We start from the raw sequence: 16,775 nt of genomic DNA on the forward strand, positions 1-16,775 counted from the left end.
CACCTGGCCCAGGGCCGGGGAAGCCACCCTCACCACGCCCGCCCGCGGCACCGCGCAGGCGGCACCGGGAGCGACCGGTCACCCTGGCCCCGCCGACGGCCGCCAAGAACGCCAAGAAGACCAAGAACGCCGCCTCCCTCAAGGTCGGCGTCCTGGACCAGAAGCGAACAGCCGCCCTCGGCGTCAAGGGTGTCGTGCTGACCGCCACGGCCCCGGCCGACGGCGGGAACGCGCGCCTGGGCGTCGACTACACCTCGTTCGCGTCCGCCTACGGCGGTGACTGGGCCGGCCGGTTGCGCCTCGTCAGGCTCCCCGCCTGCGCGCTGACCCGCCCGGACCGCGCCGAGTGCCGTACGCAGACACCGCTGCCCTCGGCCAACGACCGCGCCAAGAGCAAGGTCGAGGCGGACGTCTCCTTCGCGCCGCAGGCGAAGGCCGCGGCCGGTGCCGAGCCCGTCGTGTTCGCCCTCGCCGCCGGCACCAAGTCGGGCGCCGGCGACTACAAGGCCACGCCGCTCTCCGCGTCGTCCACCTGGGAAGCCGGCGGCTCGTCCGGCACGTTCACCTGGTCCTACCCGATGCGCACGCCGTCCGCTGCGGCGGGCCCCAAGCCGGACCTCGCGCTCTCGTACGACTCCGGCAGCGTCGACGGCCGCACCGCCAACACCAACAACCAGGGCACGGTCATCGGCGAGGGCTTCGACATCACCTCGTCGTACATCGAGCGCAAGTACGGCACGTGCGACGACGACGGCCAGACCGACAAGTTCGACCTGTGCTGGAAGTACGAGAACGCCTCCCTCGTCCTCGGCGGCAAGGCCACCGAGCTCGTGAAGGACGACACCACCGGCAAGTGGCGTCTGAAGAACGACGACGCCTCCACGGTCATCCCCGGCACGGGTGCCGTGAACGGCGACGACAACGGCGAGTACTGGACCGTCATCACCGGTGACGGCACCAAGTACGTCTTCGGCCTGAACAAGCTCGAAGGCGCCACGACCGAGCGCACCCAGTCGGCCTGGACGGTGCCCGTCTTCGGTGACGACTCCGGAGAACCCGGTTACGCCGACGGCACCACGTTCTCCGGCCGCTCGAAGCAGCAGGCATGGCGCTGGAACCTCGACTACGTCGTCGACACCCACGGCAACGCCATGACCTACTGGTACGAGGTCGAGGGCAACCACTACGACAAGCTCGGTGACGGCGGGACCGCCGCCGCCTACCACCGTGGCGGCTACCTCCGGGAGATCCGCTACGGCCAGCGGGCCGGCGCCCTCTTCACCGCCGCCCCCGCCGCCTCGCACAAGGTCGCGTTCGGCTACACCGAGCGCTGCGTCGTCTCGGACTGTGCCACCCTGACCGAGACCAACCGTGACAACTGGCCCGACGTGCCGTTCGACGCGCTCTGCGAGGCGGGGAAGCCCTGCACCGGCAACGTGGGTCCCACCTTCTTCACCCGCAAGCGCATGACCTCCGTCACCACGCACGCGTGGGACGCGAGCGCCACCGCCTACGCGCCCGTGGACGAGTGGCAGCTCAAGCACGTGTACCTGGACCCGGGTGACACGGGCGACTCGACCGACCAGTCGCTGTGGCTCGACGAGATCCGGCACACCGGCAAGCGGGGCACGCCTCTCACGCTCGATCCGGTCAGGCTCACCGGTGAGTTCATGGCGAACCGTGTCGACTCCGGCAGCGACTCCATCCTGCCGCTGCACAAACCGCGCCTGAAGACGATCGTTTCCGAGGCGGGCGCCCTGACGGTCGTCGACTACCAGCCCGCCCAGTGCGTCGCGGGCCAGACGATGCCCAAGGCCGACACCAACACCCGCACCTGCTACCCGGTGTACTGGTCGCCGAACGGCGAGAAGACCCCCGTTCTGGACTGGTTCCAGAAGTACCCGGTCGTGGGCGTACGCACCAACGACACCCGCGGTGGCTCCCAGGCCGTCCAGCACACCTACGTGTACGAGGGCGGCGGCGCCTGGCGCTACAACGAAGACCCCATGACGCCGGAGAAGGAACGTACCTGGTCCACCTGGCGCGGCTTCGGCAAGGTCACCCACCTCACCGGTGCGACCGGCAAGACGCAGTCCAAGACGGTCACCGTGTACCTGCGCGGCATGAACGGCGACCGCGTCCTCGGCTCCGACGGGAAGCTGCCCCACCCGGACACGCGCAAGACCGTGCAGGTGACGGGTATCAAGGCCCCTCCGCTCACGGACAGCGAGCAGTTCGCCGGGTACACGCGTGAGTCGGTCACCTACAACGGCGCCCAGGAGGTCTCCGGGACGGTCAACCTCCCCTGGGCGAAGCGGACCGCGACGCAGCACAAGTCGTACGCCGACACCGAAGCGCACTTCGTACGCACGGCGTCCACCCAGGCGCGCACCACCCTCACCACCAGCGGCACCGCCACCGACCGCACCCGCACCACCGCCACGACGTACGACGACTACGGCATGGCGGCGACGGTCGAGGACCGCGGCGACGACAAGGTCACGGGCGACGAGAAGTGCACCCGCACCTGGTACGCCCGCAACGACGCCGTCGGCATCAACAGCCTGGTCTCCCGTACCCGTACGGTCGGCAAGCCCTGCGCCACGACGGACGCGGAGCTCGATCTGCCCGTGGACTCCACGCGGCCCGGTGACGTCCTCGGCGACACCGCCACCGCGTACGACTCCACCACGTGGTCGGCCACGCAGCAGCCCACCAAGGGCGAGGCCCAGTGGACGGGCCGCGCCAAGGGGTACGGCATCGACGACCAGCCGGTCTGGCAGAAGGTCGCCACCACGACGTACGACGTCCTCGGCCGCCCGCTGACGGTCAGGGACACCAAGGACACCCAGGTCGCGGCCACCACGTACACCCCGGCGGCCACCGGACCACTGACCTCCACCACGGTGGCCAACGCCGCCGGTCACACCACGACGACGGCCATCGACTTCGCGACCGGCGCCGCCACCAAGGTGACCGACCCCAACGGCGGGGTCACCGAGACGGAGTACGACTCCCTCGGCCGGCTCACCAAGGTGTGGCTGCCCGACAACCTCAGGGTCCTCGGCAACAGTGCCAGTCAGGTCTACACGTACAGCATCAAGGCCGACTCCCTGCCGTGGGTGTCCACGGCGACGATCAAGGGAGACGGCTCCGGTTACAACACGACGTACGAGATCTTCGACTCGCTGCTGCGGCCCCGACAGGTGCAGGCGCCGTCGGCGTCCGGTGGCCGGGTCATCTCACTGACCCAGTACGACGAGCGTGGTCTCGCCGTCTCGGCGCAGTCGGACATCTGGGACAACGCGAACGCCCCGTCCGGCGTCCTCGTCGCGACCGACGGCGGTCAGGCCCCGGTGCAGACGGACACCACCTACGACGGCGCCGGACGCGCGGTCAAGGCGGTGACCAAGAACTACAACGTCGTCCGCTGGACGACGGAGACCACCTACACCGGTGACACGGTGACCAGCACCGCCCCCGCCGGCGGTCAGGCCACCGCCGTCGTCACCAACGCCCTCGGGCAGACGACGGAGCGCCGTGAGTACGGCGGCCCGCAGCCCACGGGTGATGCCTTCACCAAGACGGCCTACACCTACACGCCGGCCGGTCAGCAGAGCATGATCACCGGGCCCGACGGGGCCAAGTGGTCCTACTCCTACGACCTCTTCGGCCGCCAGGTCAGCGCCAACGACCCGGACAAGGGCACGTCCACCACGACCTACAACGAGCTCGACCAGGTCACCGCCACCACCGACTCACGCGGCCGGTCGCTCCTGTCCCTGTACGACGTGCTGGGCCGGCGGATCGGCCTGTGGGACGGCTCGCTGTCCAACTCGCGCAAGCTCACGGGCTGGTCGTACGACACGCTCGCCAAGGGCCAGCAGGACACCGCGGAGCGGTACGAGAACGGCATCAAGCAGACGACGAGCAAGGCGTACATCAAGAAGGTCACCGACTACGACCTGATGTACCGGGCCGTCGCCTCCACCCTCCAGCTGCCCGCAGACGACCCACTCGTCACCGCAGGCGTCCCGTCGACGCTCAACTTCACCACCTGGTACAACCTCGACGGCACGGTGCGGCAGGCCGGCAGCCCGGCGGTGGGCGGCCTCGCGGCGGAGACAGTCGGCTACGACTACGACTTCGACGGCGTCGGACTCCAGCAGAAACTGACAGGCTCCACCGGCTACCTCCAGAACGCCCTCTACACCCCCCTTGGTGACCTGAACCGTCTGGACCTCGCCAACTCGCCGACGTCGAAGCAGACGCTCTACCTGGGCTACCAGTACGAGGACGGCACACGGCGCCTGAAGACCTCCCTGGTCACCTCGGACGTTCACGCCTACCAGCTGCAGAACCTGTCCTACACGCAGGACGACGCTGGGAACGTCACCTCGGTCTTCGACGGCTCCACCCTGGGCGGCACCGGCAAGACCGACAACCAGTGCTTCACCTATGACGGCCACCGTCGCCTCAAGGAGGCCTGGACCCCGAAGACGGCTGACTGCGCCGCCACCGGCCGTACCGTCGCCAACCTGGACGGTGCCGCTCCCTACTGGACCAGCTACGCCTACAACACGGCCGGCCAGCGCACCTCCGAGACCGAGCACACCACCTCGGGCGACAAGACCACGACGTACACGTACGGCACGGCGGCCGCTCAGCCGCACCCGCTGGCCAAGACAACCGGCGCGAAGAACGCCACGTACGCGTACGACCCGGCGGGCAACACCACCAGCCGCCCCGGCACCCAGGCCCAGCAGACGCTGACCTGGAACTCCGAAGGCAAGCTGGTCGGCACGACGGAACCGGCCGCCGGCACCAAGCCCGCGCTCGGCACCTCGTACCTCTACGACGCCTCCGGCGAACTCCTGATCCGCCGCAACACCACCGCAGACGGCGACACCGTCCTCTACCTCGGCTCCACGGAGGTCCGCCTCACCACCAAGGGCACCACCAAGACCCTGACCGGCACCCGCTACTACACCGCCGCGGGCAAGACGATCGCGGTCCGCACGGCCACGGCAGGAACCGCGGGCACCAAGCTCAGCTTCCTGGCCTCGGACCACCACGGCACCAGCAGCCTGGCCGTGGACGCCACGACCCTCGCGATCACCAGGCGCTTCACCACCCCCTTCGGCGCGCCTCGCGGCACCACACCGACCGCCTGGCCGGACGACAAGGCGTTCCTCGGCAAGCCGACGGACAAGTCGACGGGCCTGACGCACATCGGGGCCCGCGAGTACGACCCGAACATCGCCCAGTTCATCAGCGTCGACCCGCTGCTGGAACTCGACAAGCACCAGACGCTCAACGGCTACAGCTACAGCATCAACAACCCGCTGACCTTCTCGGACCCGAGCGGTATGGGGCTTGCTTGCAAGGGCAACGACCCTCGCGCCGAGGAGAGCTGCGGCAGCGGGGTCGTAACCCATGGCGATGGCAGCCGGTCGAGCAGTAAGCGAAATGACGAGGGAGAAGTGTGGGAGGAGAACGCGACAGGCGGCGGTGTAGCGCCAGGCTATGGAGGCGGTGGCGGCTCCACTAATGGGGGATCTTCCGGAACAGCATCCGGTGGACTAGCTATCCAGTGTGTCGGTACCGGGCTTGTGACGCACTGCACCAGTGCGCCCGGCGATCATTCTGATGGCTTTGTGCCAAGGTTCCTGCGGAGCCTTGTCCCAGACGGGCCCCTTGTCTCCGCTATACAAGGAGATTGGGATGAGGCATGGGACAAGCTGCACGGCGATTGCGGAGCGCCCGAAGGTGTCGTATGCGACCAGCTCCGCACAGGAACAATCTCGATCGGCCCTGGCGTTCTGGGCTCGGCGGGAGCAGGCGGCACCAGGGCTGCTGGCGGATCGCTCCTTGCTGCAGAAGGCAAGGGTCTCGGGAACTCTTGGACCGATGATCTTAGCCATGTAACAGGGAAAACTGCCCAATCGCGGAACCGTGCAATAGCTTCTGTAATCAAGGAGGATTTCCCGTATCTGAGATTCACGCATAAGCCGCAATACAGTCCATGGGCAAGCACGGGAATATCTAAGCCCAACGCGGGTACCCAAATCGGCCGCAAGTCGTTCGTTAATCGCTACGAGTTGCGTGATACTCTCCTGCATGAGGAGCTCCATCATCGCTGGTTTTCTCGAGTACCTGCCGGAACTCACCATCCGCGCGATGGCTCAGGACTTTCCGATAGGTTCTATGGGACACTTGCGCGGTACAAGAGTCTACGAGGGTGGCCAACGAGCAGTGGTTGAACAGGCGGTTCGGTTCAGTAACCCATGTGGCAGCTGTAATCAACAGAGTGAGCACTGGATGGTTCAGTTGGTGCGAGACGGGAAGCTTCGTTGGGAAGAAGAGGTGGCGTGTAACGAATGCGGAATCGAGCACGACGGGGACTGGGGGGTAGCGCCTCCCAGGATTCGGCTAGCCCTCCTTGAGGAGCATGGTGAGTTCTGCCTCAAGAGCCCTACGGTGATTGACCATAAGGGCAAAGTGCTCAAGGTTTTCCGTGATTCCCTAGCAGTCTCGATCAGGGGGGCTCAACTCGCGTGCGCGGAGCTTACTGGGGCGGGTTACCGAGGCACCTTTGTCGAGGTCGCCTACCTCTCAGAGCGCCTGGCGCAAGCGGGTATCGACACATCCGTTAAGAAGTGTTAGCTGAAGCCAGCGTAGCGGCATAGAGGCATAGTTTGCCCTGAGCTTCAGTCGGCCTTCCTGTTCGATTGCTCTCGATGCGAGCCGTTCCGGCCCGGTCTCTGGCCGGAACGGCGTACCGCGGCGCGGTGACAGCCACCCGTGCTCTTGTCGGGCCCGCTGCTGGTTGTGCTCGTCTTCGTATGCGCCGAGGTTATCCACGCGTTCGTAGGAGGGGAAGAGTGGAAGAGTAGGCGTGCGGCCCAGGGCTCTTCTATCTCCGGCGGAACCGGGATCGCGAGTTTTCATGCGGTCATGGTGCCCACCGTAGGGCGCGGTAAAAGAGCTGTTCCTACCGCTTTCCCTCGAAGGGCTGGGGCCTACTTCGTCAGGTTCGGCCCCGGCGTGACCGGTCCCGGCGTGGCCGGCGGCGTCAGGGGCGTCGCCGCCGCCGACTGCGGGGACGTGGTGGACGCGAAGGCCGACGGGGCGGCCATCCCGGCCGTCGGGTCCGGCTTCGGTTCGTCGTCGGACTGCTGGGGGAGGCCGCCCACGATGCGGATGCCCTCCGCGTCGAAGGCGCGCTTGATGCGCCAGCGGAGCTCGCGTTCCACGCCCAGGGATTTGCCCGGCATCGTCTTGGCGGAGAGGCGGACCGTCATGGAGTCGAGCAGGACCTCGTTGAGGCCGAGGATCTCGACCGGGCCCCACAGGCGCTCGTTCCAGGGCTCTTCCTTGGCCATGGCCTCCGCCGCGGTGGTGATCACCGCGCGGACGTGGTCCAGGTCCTCGGAGGGGCGGACCGTGACGTCGATGTTGGCCGTGGCCCAGCCCTGGCTGAGGTTGCCGATGCGCTTGATCTCGCCGTTGCGGACGTACCAGATCTCACCGTTGTCGCCGCGCAGCTTCGTCACGCGCAGGCCCACCTCGACCACCTCGCCGGAGGCCACCCCGGCGTCGATGGAGTCGCCGACGCCGTACTGGTCCTCCAGGATCATGAAGACGCCGGACAGGAAGTCGGTGACCAGGTTCCGCGCACCGAAGCCGATCGCGACGCCCGCGACACCGGCGGAGGCCAGCAGCGGGGCCAGGTCGATGCTGAAGGCGCCGAGGATCATCAGGCCCGCGGTGCCGAGGATCACGAAGGACGACACCGAGCGCAGCACGGAGCCGATGGCCTCGGAGCGCTGGCGGCGGCGCTCGGCGTTCACCAGCAGGCCGCCGAGGGCCGTGCCCTCGACCGCCTGGGCGCTGCGGTTCATGCGTTCGATCAGCTTCGTCAGCGCGCGGCGGACCAGCATCCGCAGGACGAAGGCGACCACCAGGATCAGCAGGATGCGCAGGCCCGTGTTCAGCCAGGTGGACCAGTTCTCCTCGACCCAGCCGGCGGCCTCGTTGGCCTGCCGCGCGGCCTCGTCGAGGGACACCGGTTGGGGTGTGGGGTCAGCGGCCAGTACGGCGGACCGGAACACGGCGGGGTACCTCCAGGCATGGGCCATGGCATGAAAAGCAGTAGACAAAACAATCTAACGGGGGACAGAGGGGGGTTCGTTGCCATGTTCGAGGGAGAGGTACGTCTCACCTGGGGATGACCAGGTTGTGTCAGGGTGTGTGCAGGAGTGTGGTCGAAAACACTCGGGGCCCGTTACCCGTACGTGGTGGCGCTTCGACCTGGCATGAGGAGAGACTGAGAGCAGATCGTCCCGGCGCGAGCCACGCGCCGCCGGCGTACAAGGAGGCATCCGTGCCGCATGTCCTGGTCCTCAACGCGTCGTACGAGCCCCTCGGCGTCGTACCGCTCCGCCGCGCGCTCGTCCTCGTCCTCGAGAACAAGGCCATATGCCTCGAGGAGTCCGGCGCCTTCATGCACAGCGCGACCCGTGCCATGGCGGCACCCAGCGTCGTCCGCCTCAAACGGTTCGTCCGGGTCCCTTATCGGGGGCCCGTTCCTCTGACCCGCAAAGCCCTCTTCGCCCGCGACGGCGGGCGTTGCATGTACTGCGGTGGCGTCGCAACCAGCGTCGACCACGTCATCCCACGCAGCCGGGGCGGCAAGCACGCCTGGGAGAACGTGGTGGCGGCCTGTCGCCGCTGCAACCACGTCAAGGCCGACCGGCACCTGCGCGAGCTCGGCTGGCGGCTCCATCAGCAACCCGCCCCACCCTCCGGCCTGGCCTGGCGCATCATCGGGACCGGCCATAGGGACCCGCGCTGGCTGCCGTACCTGCAGCCGTTCGGCGCGGACGACGCCCTGGCCCGGATCGACGGCACGCGACTCGTGCCCGATGATCCGGGCCTTCGTGCGTCCTGACCCCTACGGCACGACCGCGTAGGCCTCCACCGCGAAGAGCGAGATGCCGAACCGCGTCGCACGCGTGTCGGCCTGCACGCGGATGAAGCGGGTGCCCGGGGCGTCCATCCGGACCGCCTCGCGGCCCCCCTTCCCGTCCCGTACGGTCGCCGCCGTCCGCCACGTACGGCCGTCCGCCGAGACCTGGACGCGGTACTTCGCCGCGTACGCGTCCTGCCAGTGCAGCACGACCTGGCCCAGGCGCACGGGCTGTCCGGGCAGCTCCGCCTGCCACCAGGCGCCGTCCTCCGCCGGCGAGGACCAGCGGGTCTTCGGGTCGCCGTCGACCGCCGCCGAGGCCGGGAAGTCCGGGGTCTCGTCGCCCGAGGAGGACGCCTTCGCCGTACGGGCCAGGTCGGGGCCGCCGGTAGGCGGGTAGGCACGCACGGTCAGCACGCGCTCCTGGCCCGCGAAGGAGATGGGCACCCGGTACTCGCCCGCGGGGGTGCCCTTCGCCACCGTGATCAGGACCGGGACGATGGCCGCCGTGCCGCGCGGAAGGACGACCTCCTTGGGGACGGCGACCTGGACGCCCTTCGGCGCCGTCGCGGACAGCGCGCCGCGCACCTCGGCGGGGCGCCGCGCGGACAGGACCGCGTCCACGCGCTGCGGAGGGCCGCCGATCACCGCGTCCGTCTCCGTGCGCCGCAGCTCCAGCCGCGCCTGCGGCTCGTCCGCGAACCAGGGGACCACGGTCCGGATGTCCAGCGGCCCTGTCCCGCCGACCCGGACGGCCTCCGCCCGCAGGCCGCGCGCCCCCGTCTGCGTGAAGCCCGTCGGCGACAGCGCGCCCAGCCGCCGCCAGCCCTCGCCCGGGACGTACGCCTCGACGCTGCCGTGCACCTGGCCGGGAGCGGCCAGCACCGTGACCGCCTCCAGGGCGCGCGGCCGGTCCAGGCGCACGGTGTACGCGCCGTCCTCGCGGGAGACGGAACCCGCGTCCCGAGAGGCGCCGGTCCATGCCGCCGCCTCCTCGGCGGCCCGGGCCAGGAACGGGTCCAGCACCCCCTGCCCGACCTTGACCGTGCTCTTCTTCACACCCGTACGGAGCGGCTCCAGCGCCAGTGAGGAGCGCCAGGCCGCGGCGCCGTCGCCGCGTGCCTGGGCCTGGAGCATGTCGACGGCCGCCTCGCCCGCGCGCCCGTACCGCGCCAGCTCGTCCAGCCACGGGCGGACCTCGTCGTCGAGCCTGCCCTCCGCCGCGCCCGCCAGCCGCCGCGGCGCCTCGCGCATCACCGTGAAGGCGGCGCGCAGCTCCCCGGCCGCCCTGTCACGGGCCACCGCGTCCGCCCCGGCGCGCGTACGCCAGAAGGAGGCGAGGAGCGGCCGCAGGTAGGCGGACTCGTCGGCGCTGAGGATGGAGGAGGCGTCGTTGCCGGCGAGGGCGGCGAGCGCCTCACGGGTGCGCGCGTCGCCGCCCGAGAGGTCGTCGATCGCGGCCCGCCAGGACTCCTGGGCGCGGTAGCCCTTCGGGTTCCAGGCGAAGTCGGCGGCGGTGAACAGGGGGATGCGGGAGGCGGTGGCCTGCTCCATGGCGTTGGCCAGCAGCACCGCCGAACCGGCCGCCACGGCCGGCTCACGGCCGGTGTACGGGCCGAGGAAGATTCGGTCCTGCGCGTAGTCGTTGACCGGATAGTTGTCCATGGTGACGAGCGGGTGCTGTTTGAACGCGTCACGGGCCCCGGCCAGTTCCCGCCCGGTGATGGTGCGGGGCACCACCCCGACACCCGTCCAGGCCACCTGTACGCGCGGGTCCAGCTCCTCGGCGAGCGCCGTACGGTACGCGGTCTCCCCGTCCTGGTAGTACTCCGTCGGCATCAGCGACAGCGGCTCGGCGTCCGGGTACCGCTCGGTCAGGTGCCGCGACAGCTCGCTCGCCACGCGCGCGTGCGCCCGGGCCGCCGACTCGGGACCGGAGCCGAAGGTGTCGGCGTCCTTCGAGCAGTGCCACTCGTCGTAGCTGGCGTCCTGGAACTGCAGCTGGAACGCCCGCACCCCGAGCGCGTACATCCCGTCCACCTTGCGCTTCAACGCGTCGACGTCACCCCCGGACGCCAGGCACATCGACTGCGCGGGCGCCACCGCCCAGGCCAGCGTCACGTGGTTGCGCCGGGCCCGTTCCGCCAGCTCCCGGAACTCGGCGCGCTGCGCGGACGGGTAGGGGTCGCGCCACTGCGCCTGGCGGTACGGGTCGTCACCCGGGGCGTAGAGATACCGGTTCTGCTTCGTGCGGCCCATGAAGTCGAGCTGGGCGAGGCGCTGTCGGTGGCTCCAGGGGCGGCCGTAGAAACCTTCCGCCATGCCGCGTACGGCGGTGCCGGGCCAGTCGCGTACGACCACGCCCGGTACCGTGCCGTCGGCCCCGATGAGCTGACGCAGCGTCTGCACCGCGTGGAACAGGCCGTCCCGGCCCGCGCCGTCGAGTGCGATGGTGGGACGTTCGCCGTACCGGCCGGTCGCGATGCGGTAGCCGCCGGACGGCAGATCCGCGCGCTCGGGCGCACGCAGGGCGCGCAGGGCCTGCTGCGCGCCGGTGCCGCCCATCAACACAACCGTTCCGGCGGCGGGTGCCGTGTGCGCGGTACGTACCGTCCGCACCGTCCGTACGCCCGCGTCGCGCAGGACGGCCTCCAGGGCCTCGACGGCGTACGGATCGGTCTCCGCGCCGGCGACGACGGTCACGGTCTCGCCGAGGGATATCGCGGCGCCGGCGGGGCGCAGGGACTGCGGTCGCGGCCATACGGACGGCAGTTGGGCGCCCGTCCGCTCGGTCCCGTCCCGCTCGGGGGCGGTCGCGGACGGCGAGCCGGGGTTACCGGGGGCGGCCAGCGCGCCCGGCGCGCCGCCCAGCAGACCGCCGATCACGGCGACCGCGACGGCGGTCGCGGTCCGCTTTCCGCGCCCGAACTGCCCGAACTGCACGCGCGTCTCCCCTCGTTTTCCGTTGGTGCGCGAGTAGTTTGGCCGGTGGCTGAACCGGACGGTTTCGAGCCCACCACCCCCTCGCCGAAGGTGTCAATGTGCGTGGCCGTTGTGTCGTATTTGCCTACCGGGGTAGCAGGAACGGTTCGACAGCCGCCCTCGGAAAGCGGGAACTCGATGTGACGGACGCCACGTTCTGCGGATGCGAGGGCGGCCGCTGGGTAGGGCTGCTGTGACCCTTGTTCCCCCACGCCCAGGGAGGCCACCGTGGCCGCGTCCGCTCAGCTCCTGCTCTCCGCCCTCTCCAAACAGGTCCCCGCGCGGATACCGCCCCGGACCCGCGTGCAGGCCGTCCTCGCCCGGATCCCGGGCCCCGCGCCCGCCCCCGCCGGGCCCCTCACCTCCGAGCCGCCGCTCGCCGACGCCGCCCCGCTCACCAGCGAACCGGCCCTCACCGACTTCACCCCCCTCACCAGCGAGCCGACCGCGCACGGCACGGCCGGCGGACCGGAGTCCCCAGGAGCCTGAATGACCCTCGCCCGGCTCGCCGCGCTGCACGGTGTCGCCACCGCCTACTCGCCCTCCCCGGGCGTCACCGTCCCGGTCGCCGACGCCACGGTGGTGGCGGTGCTCGGCGCGCTCGACGTCGACGCCGCCACGCCCGCGGCGATCCGCGCGTCCCTCGCCGCCACCGAGGACGCGGCCGCCCGGCGCGTGCTCCCGCCGACGGTGGTCCTGTGGCGCGACGCCGGGGCGCGGCTCCCACGCCCGCTCGCCACGCTCCCGCCGGGTACCGCGCTGCGGGTCCTCGGTGAGGACGGCACGGAGCTCCCGGCGGTCTGGGAGGAGCTGCCGCTCGGGGCGCACCGCCTGGAGGCCCGGGCCGGCGACGGGCGCACGGCGCACAGCACCCTCGTCGTGGCCCCCGCGCGCGTGCCGCAACCACCCGCCGTGCGCGGGTACGGCCTGCTCGTCCAGCTCTACTCGCTGCTGTCCACCCGCTCCTGGGGCATGGGCGACCTCGGCGACCTGAGGGAGCTCGCCGCGTGGGCGGGGCGGGATCTCGGAGCCGGGTTCGTGCAGGTCAACCCGCTTCACGCGGCTGTGCCCGGCACCCCCACGGACCCGTCCCCGTACCGCCCGTCCTCGCGCCGCTTCCCCGACCCCGTCCACCTGCGGATCGAGGACGTCCCCGAGTACGCGTACGCGCGCGGCCACCTGACATCCGAGCAGCGCGACGAGCTGGACGCGGTCCTGGGGCGGGCGGCCGAGCTGCGCGAGAAGGTGCTGCGCAAGGGCGAGCTGATCGACCGGGACGCGGTGTGGGTGCTCAAGCGCCGCGCCCTGGAGCTGCTGCACGCCGTACCACTCGGCCCCGGCCGCGAAGCCGCGCTGTGCGACTTCCGGGCCGCGCAGGGGCGCGCGCTGGAGGACCACGCCACGTGGTGCGCGCTGGCCGAGCGGTACGGCGCCGACCGCGCACAGTGGCCCGAGGACGTGCGCGACCCGCGCTCCGCCGCCACCGCGCGCGTACGGGCCGAGCTCGCCGACCGGGTCGACTTCCACTGCCGGCTCGCCTGGCTCACCGACGAGCAGCTCGCGGCCGCCGCGCGGGCGGCGCGCGAGGCGGGCATGGACGTCGGGATCGTCCACGACCTCGCGGTGGGCGTGCACCCGGACGGCGCCGACGCCTGGGCGCAGCAGGACGCCTTCGCGGCGGGCATGTCGGTGGGCGCCCCGCCGGACGCGTTCAACGCACGCGGCCAGGACTGGGGCCTGCCGCCCTGGCGCCCGGACGCGCTCGCCGCCTCCGGCTACGCCCCCTACCGGGACCTGCTGCGCGGGCTGCTGCGGCACGCGGGCGCCCTCCGCATCGACCACGTGATGGGGCTGTTCCGGCTCTGGTGGGTGCCCGAGGGCCGCGAACCCACCGAGGGCACGTACGTCCGGTACGACGCCGAGGCCATGCTCGCGGTCCTCGCCCTGGAGGCGCACCGCGCGGGCGCCGTCGTGATCGGCGAGGACCTCGGGACGGTCGAGCCCGGCGTACGGGAGGCCTTGCATCGGCGCGGCATCCTCGGCACGTCGGTGCTGTGGTTCGAGCGGGACTGGGAGGGCGACCGGCGGCCGCTGGCCCCCGAGGCGTGGCGCGCGGACTGCGTGGCCACGGCGACGACGCACGACCTGCCGTCCACGGCGGCGCGGCTCACCGGCGAGCACGTCGAGCTGCGCCACCGCCTCGGGCTGCTGGCCCGGCCACTGGAGGAGGAGCGGGCCGAGGACGCGACCGAGGTCGCCGAGTGGCTCGCGTACCTGCGCGAGCTGGGACTGCTGGAACAGGGGCCGGACGACGGGGCGGGCTCGCGCGACGAGGAGGCCGAGATCCGTGCCTTCTACCGCTTCCTGCGGCGCACGCCCGCGCGCATGACCGGGGTGTGGCTGCCGGACGCGGTGGGCGACCGCCGCCCGCAGAACCTGCCCGGGACGTGGGACCAGTACCCGAACTGGCGGCTGCCCGTCGCGGACGCGGAGGGCCACCCCGTCACCCTGGAGGAGCTGGCCGCCTCACCCCGGCTGCACGCCCTCATGGCGGTGCTCGGGACCGGTGCGGAGCCTCCTATGGGACCCCCGGGCGCGCGGCGCCTTTAGGCGTTCGCTACGTTTGCACCGTGGACAAGAAGAACGCCCTGCGCGCCGGCGCCGTCGCGGCCGGTACGACGCTGATGATGCTGCTCATGTCGTCCCCTGCGGTCGCGCTCGTCCGCGACGACGGCGACGACCCGGGCCCCGGCCTGAGCCTGATCGACACGCTCGGCCTGTTCGTGGGCGCCCCGATCCTGCTGTTCCTGGTGATCGCGGGTCTGGTGATGGTGCTCGACAAGTCCAAGAAGCAGGTCTGACGCCTCACTGAGGCTTTCCGACGGCGCTGCACGGTGGTGAGACCGCCGTGCGGCGCCTTCGTGCGTTCTCCCGCGTTCGTGCGTTCTCCCGCGTTCACGCGTCCGTCGTCTTGAGCAGCTTGCGCAGCAGGGCCGCCAACTGCTCGGCCTCCTCCGGCTCCAGGGCGGCCTCCAGGGCCTCCCGCTGGACCGCCAGCCCGGCCGCCACGGCCGCGTCCACGAGCGCGCGGCCCCGTTCGGTGAGCGTCACCCGCAGGCCCCGCCGGTCGTTGGGGTCGGGGTTGCGGGTCAGCAACCCGGCGCGCTCCAGCTTGTCGAGGCGGCCCGTCATGCCGCCCGTCGTGAGCATCAGCGTCGCCGACAGCTCGCGCGGCGAGAGCGTGTACGGCTCGCCCGAGCGGCGCAGCGTCGCCAGGACGTCGAACTCCCCGCGGGAGACCCCGAAGGGCGCGTACGCCTTGTCGACGCGGGCCCCGATGGAGTGGGTCAGCCGGTAGACGCGCCCGAAGACGGCCATGGGGAGGGTGTCGAGGTCGGGCCGTACGACCGCCCACTGGGCGGTGATCGCGTCGACGGCGGTCTGCTCATCGCGCCGGTCGCCTTCCTGGTGGAGGGCGCCCCGCCGGCCCTGGACGCGCGGGGGCTCGCGGGTACGCGTACCTCGCGCTCGCCAACACCGCCGTCGCGTACTGGCTCTGGTTCCGCGGCATCGAGCGGCTGACCGCCACCGCCGCCACCCTCCTCGGGCCGCTCTCGCCGCTGACCGCCGCCGTCGTCGGGTGGGTCGCGCTGGGGCAGGCGCTGGGGCCGGTGCAACTGATCGGCACGGTGATCGCCTTCGGTGCGACGCTCGCCGGGCAGTGGGCGACGAGGCCGCGACCCGCCATGACGGCATTGTTCAGTTCTCCTGAAGGGAAGCCCAAGGAACTTTCGATGGACGCGATCGTTTCCGGAGTGCGACGGTAGGTCCACCGCACACCAGAAAGGGATCACCGTGGCAGTCCTGGACCGCGTCCGTAACGGCGAGACGACGACCGCGAGGAGAGGGGGGGAGAGCCGGGCAGGCCGCCGGCCTCGGTCTCCTCCTCGCAGCCGTCGCCACGGTCGTCTGGTCCGGCAGCTTCGTCACCTCACGCGCCCTGCACGACTCCGTCCCGCCCGTCCAGGCCGCCTTCTGGCGCTGGGTCGTCGCCATCCTCGCCGTCGCCCCCTTCGCGGCCCGCGCGACCTGGCGCCGGCGGCACGTCGTCCGCCGCCACCTCGGTTTCGTCGCCCTCGCCTCGCTCCTCGGGGTCACCGTCTACAACACCCTCGTCAACCAGGCCGGGCTCACCACCTCCGCCTCCACCATGGGCATGGTCATGGCCGCCTCGCCCGTCCTGATGGCGGTGTACGAGCGGCTGGGCGGCGCCCGGCTCGGACCACGACGGCTGGCCGGCCTGCTGATCGCCTGCGCCGGAGTGGTGCTGCTGGTGGGCAAGGGGTCCCTCGTCCCGGACTTCGCCGCCGGAGACCTGTGGATGGTGGCGGCGGCCGTCTCCTTCGCCTCGTACAGCGCCCTGCTCAGGCGGCGGCCGGCGGAGCTCGGCGGGACGGTCTTCCTGCTCACCACCTTCGTGCTGGGTGCGGTGATGCTGCTGCCGGCCTACGCGATCAGCGTCGCGGTGCAGGGCGGCTTCGAGGTGTCGGCGGGCACGGTCGGACCGCTGGTGTACGTCGGGGTGTTCTCCTCCGCGGTCGCCTTCTTCGCCTGGAACAAGGCGGTCTCGCTGATCGGCGCGGCCCGGGCGGGGGTCGTCTACTACCTCCAGCCGGTGTGCGTGGCCCTGCTGTCCTGGCTGCTGATCGACGAGCGGCTCGGCGTGCTCCAGGGGGTCTGCATGGCGCTGATCCTGGGCGGCGTGATCCTCGGGACGGCCCGCGCGAAGGCGTGACGGCGGGGAGGACGTGAGGGCCTCGGC

The 16,775-nt window shown here is 71.1% G+C and carries 8 protein-coding genes and 2 pseudogenes; 7 read left to right on the top strand and 3 right to left on the bottom strand.

Annotated elements, in window-relative coordinates; all coding sequences use genetic code 11:
• Positions 1 to 194: 194 nt before the first annotated feature.
• Positions 195 to 6,263 (top strand): RHS repeat-associated core domain-containing protein, encoded by a 6,069-nt coding sequence (locus tag AB0A69_RS00065; protein ID WP_361413391.1) that lies wholly within the window; start codon positions 195 to 197, stop codon positions 6,261 to 6,263.
• A gap of 759 nt (positions 6,264 to 7,022) precedes the next feature.
• Here the strand turns inward: AB0A69_RS00065 and AB0A69_RS00070 are convergent.
• Positions 7,023 to 8,141 (bottom strand): mechanosensitive ion channel family protein, encoded by a 1,119-nt coding sequence (locus AB0A69_RS00070; RefSeq protein WP_361413394.1) that lies wholly within the window; start codon positions 8,139 to 8,141, stop codon positions 7,023 to 7,025.
• Between the two features lie 245 nt (positions 8,142 to 8,386).
• On the opposite strand from AB0A69_RS00070, the gene AB0A69_RS00075 reads away from it, so the two are divergent.
• On the top strand, positions 8,387 to 8,953 hold the full coding sequence (locus AB0A69_RS00075) for an HNH endonuclease (protein ID WP_361413397.1): 567 nt from the start codon (positions 8,387 to 8,389) through the stop codon (positions 8,951 to 8,953).
• Positions 8,954 to 8,956: 3 nt separating this feature from the next.
• Here the strand turns inward: AB0A69_RS00075 and AB0A69_RS00080 are convergent, their stop codons facing one another.
• A complete protein-coding gene (locus tag AB0A69_RS00080; RefSeq protein ID WP_361413400.1) occupies positions 8,957 to 11,914 on the bottom strand; it encodes a beta-N-acetylglucosaminidase domain-containing protein in 2,958 nt (985 codons plus the stop codon).
• A 267-nt stretch (positions 11,915 to 12,181) separates the two neighbouring features.
• Here AB0A69_RS00080 and AB0A69_RS00085 point away from each other — a divergent pair, with 267 nt between their 5' ends.
• From AB0A69_RS00085 to AB0A69_RS00095, 3 genes are read left to right on the top strand one after another with little or no spacing between them, the layout of a single operon-like run.
• Positions 12,182 to 12,442: a hypothetical protein gene (locus AB0A69_RS00085; protein ID WP_361413403.1), complete on the top strand. Its 261-nt coding sequence runs from the start codon at positions 12,182 to 12,184 to the stop codon at positions 12,440 to 12,442.
• Positions 12,443 to 14,563 carry a 4-alpha-glucanotransferase gene (gene malQ / locus AB0A69_RS00090; protein WP_361413406.1) on the top strand — a complete coding sequence of 707 codons (2,121 nt, stop codon included), beginning with the start codon at positions 12,443 to 12,445 and terminating at the stop codon, positions 14,561 to 14,563.
• A gap of 38 nt (positions 14,564 to 14,601) precedes the next feature.
• A complete protein-coding gene (locus AB0A69_RS00095; protein ID WP_361415108.1) occupies positions 14,602 to 14,814 on the top strand; it encodes a hypothetical protein in 213 nt (70 codons plus the stop codon).
• Positions 14,815 to 14,908: 94 nt separating this feature from the next.
• On the opposite strand, the gene AB0A69_RS00100 is transcribed toward AB0A69_RS00095, so the two are convergent.
• Positions 14,909 to 15,331, bottom strand: a complete 423-nt coding sequence (locus AB0A69_RS00100) for a MarR family transcriptional regulator (protein WP_361413409.1) — start codon at positions 15,329 to 15,331, stop codon at positions 14,909 to 14,911.
• Positions 15,332 to 15,388: 57 nt separating this feature from the next.
• On the opposite strand from AB0A69_RS00100, the pseudogene AB0A69_RS00105 reads away from it, so the two are divergent.
• Both AB0A69_RS00105 and AB0A69_RS00110 read left to right on the top strand, forming a co-directional pair.
• Positions 15,389 to 15,780, top strand: a pseudogene (locus AB0A69_RS00105) (EamA family transporter); the annotation flags it as partial.
• A 101-nt stretch (positions 15,781 to 15,881) separates the two neighbouring features.
• Positions 15,882 to 16,748 (top strand): annotated as a pseudogene (locus tag AB0A69_RS00110) (DMT family transporter); the annotation flags it as partial.
• Positions 16,749 to 16,775: the final 27 nt, after the last annotated feature.

This window comes from Streptomyces sp. NPDC045431 (genome assembly GCF_040646655.1).
GTDB lineage: Bacteria > Actinomycetota > Actinomycetes > Streptomycetales > Streptomycetaceae > Streptomyces.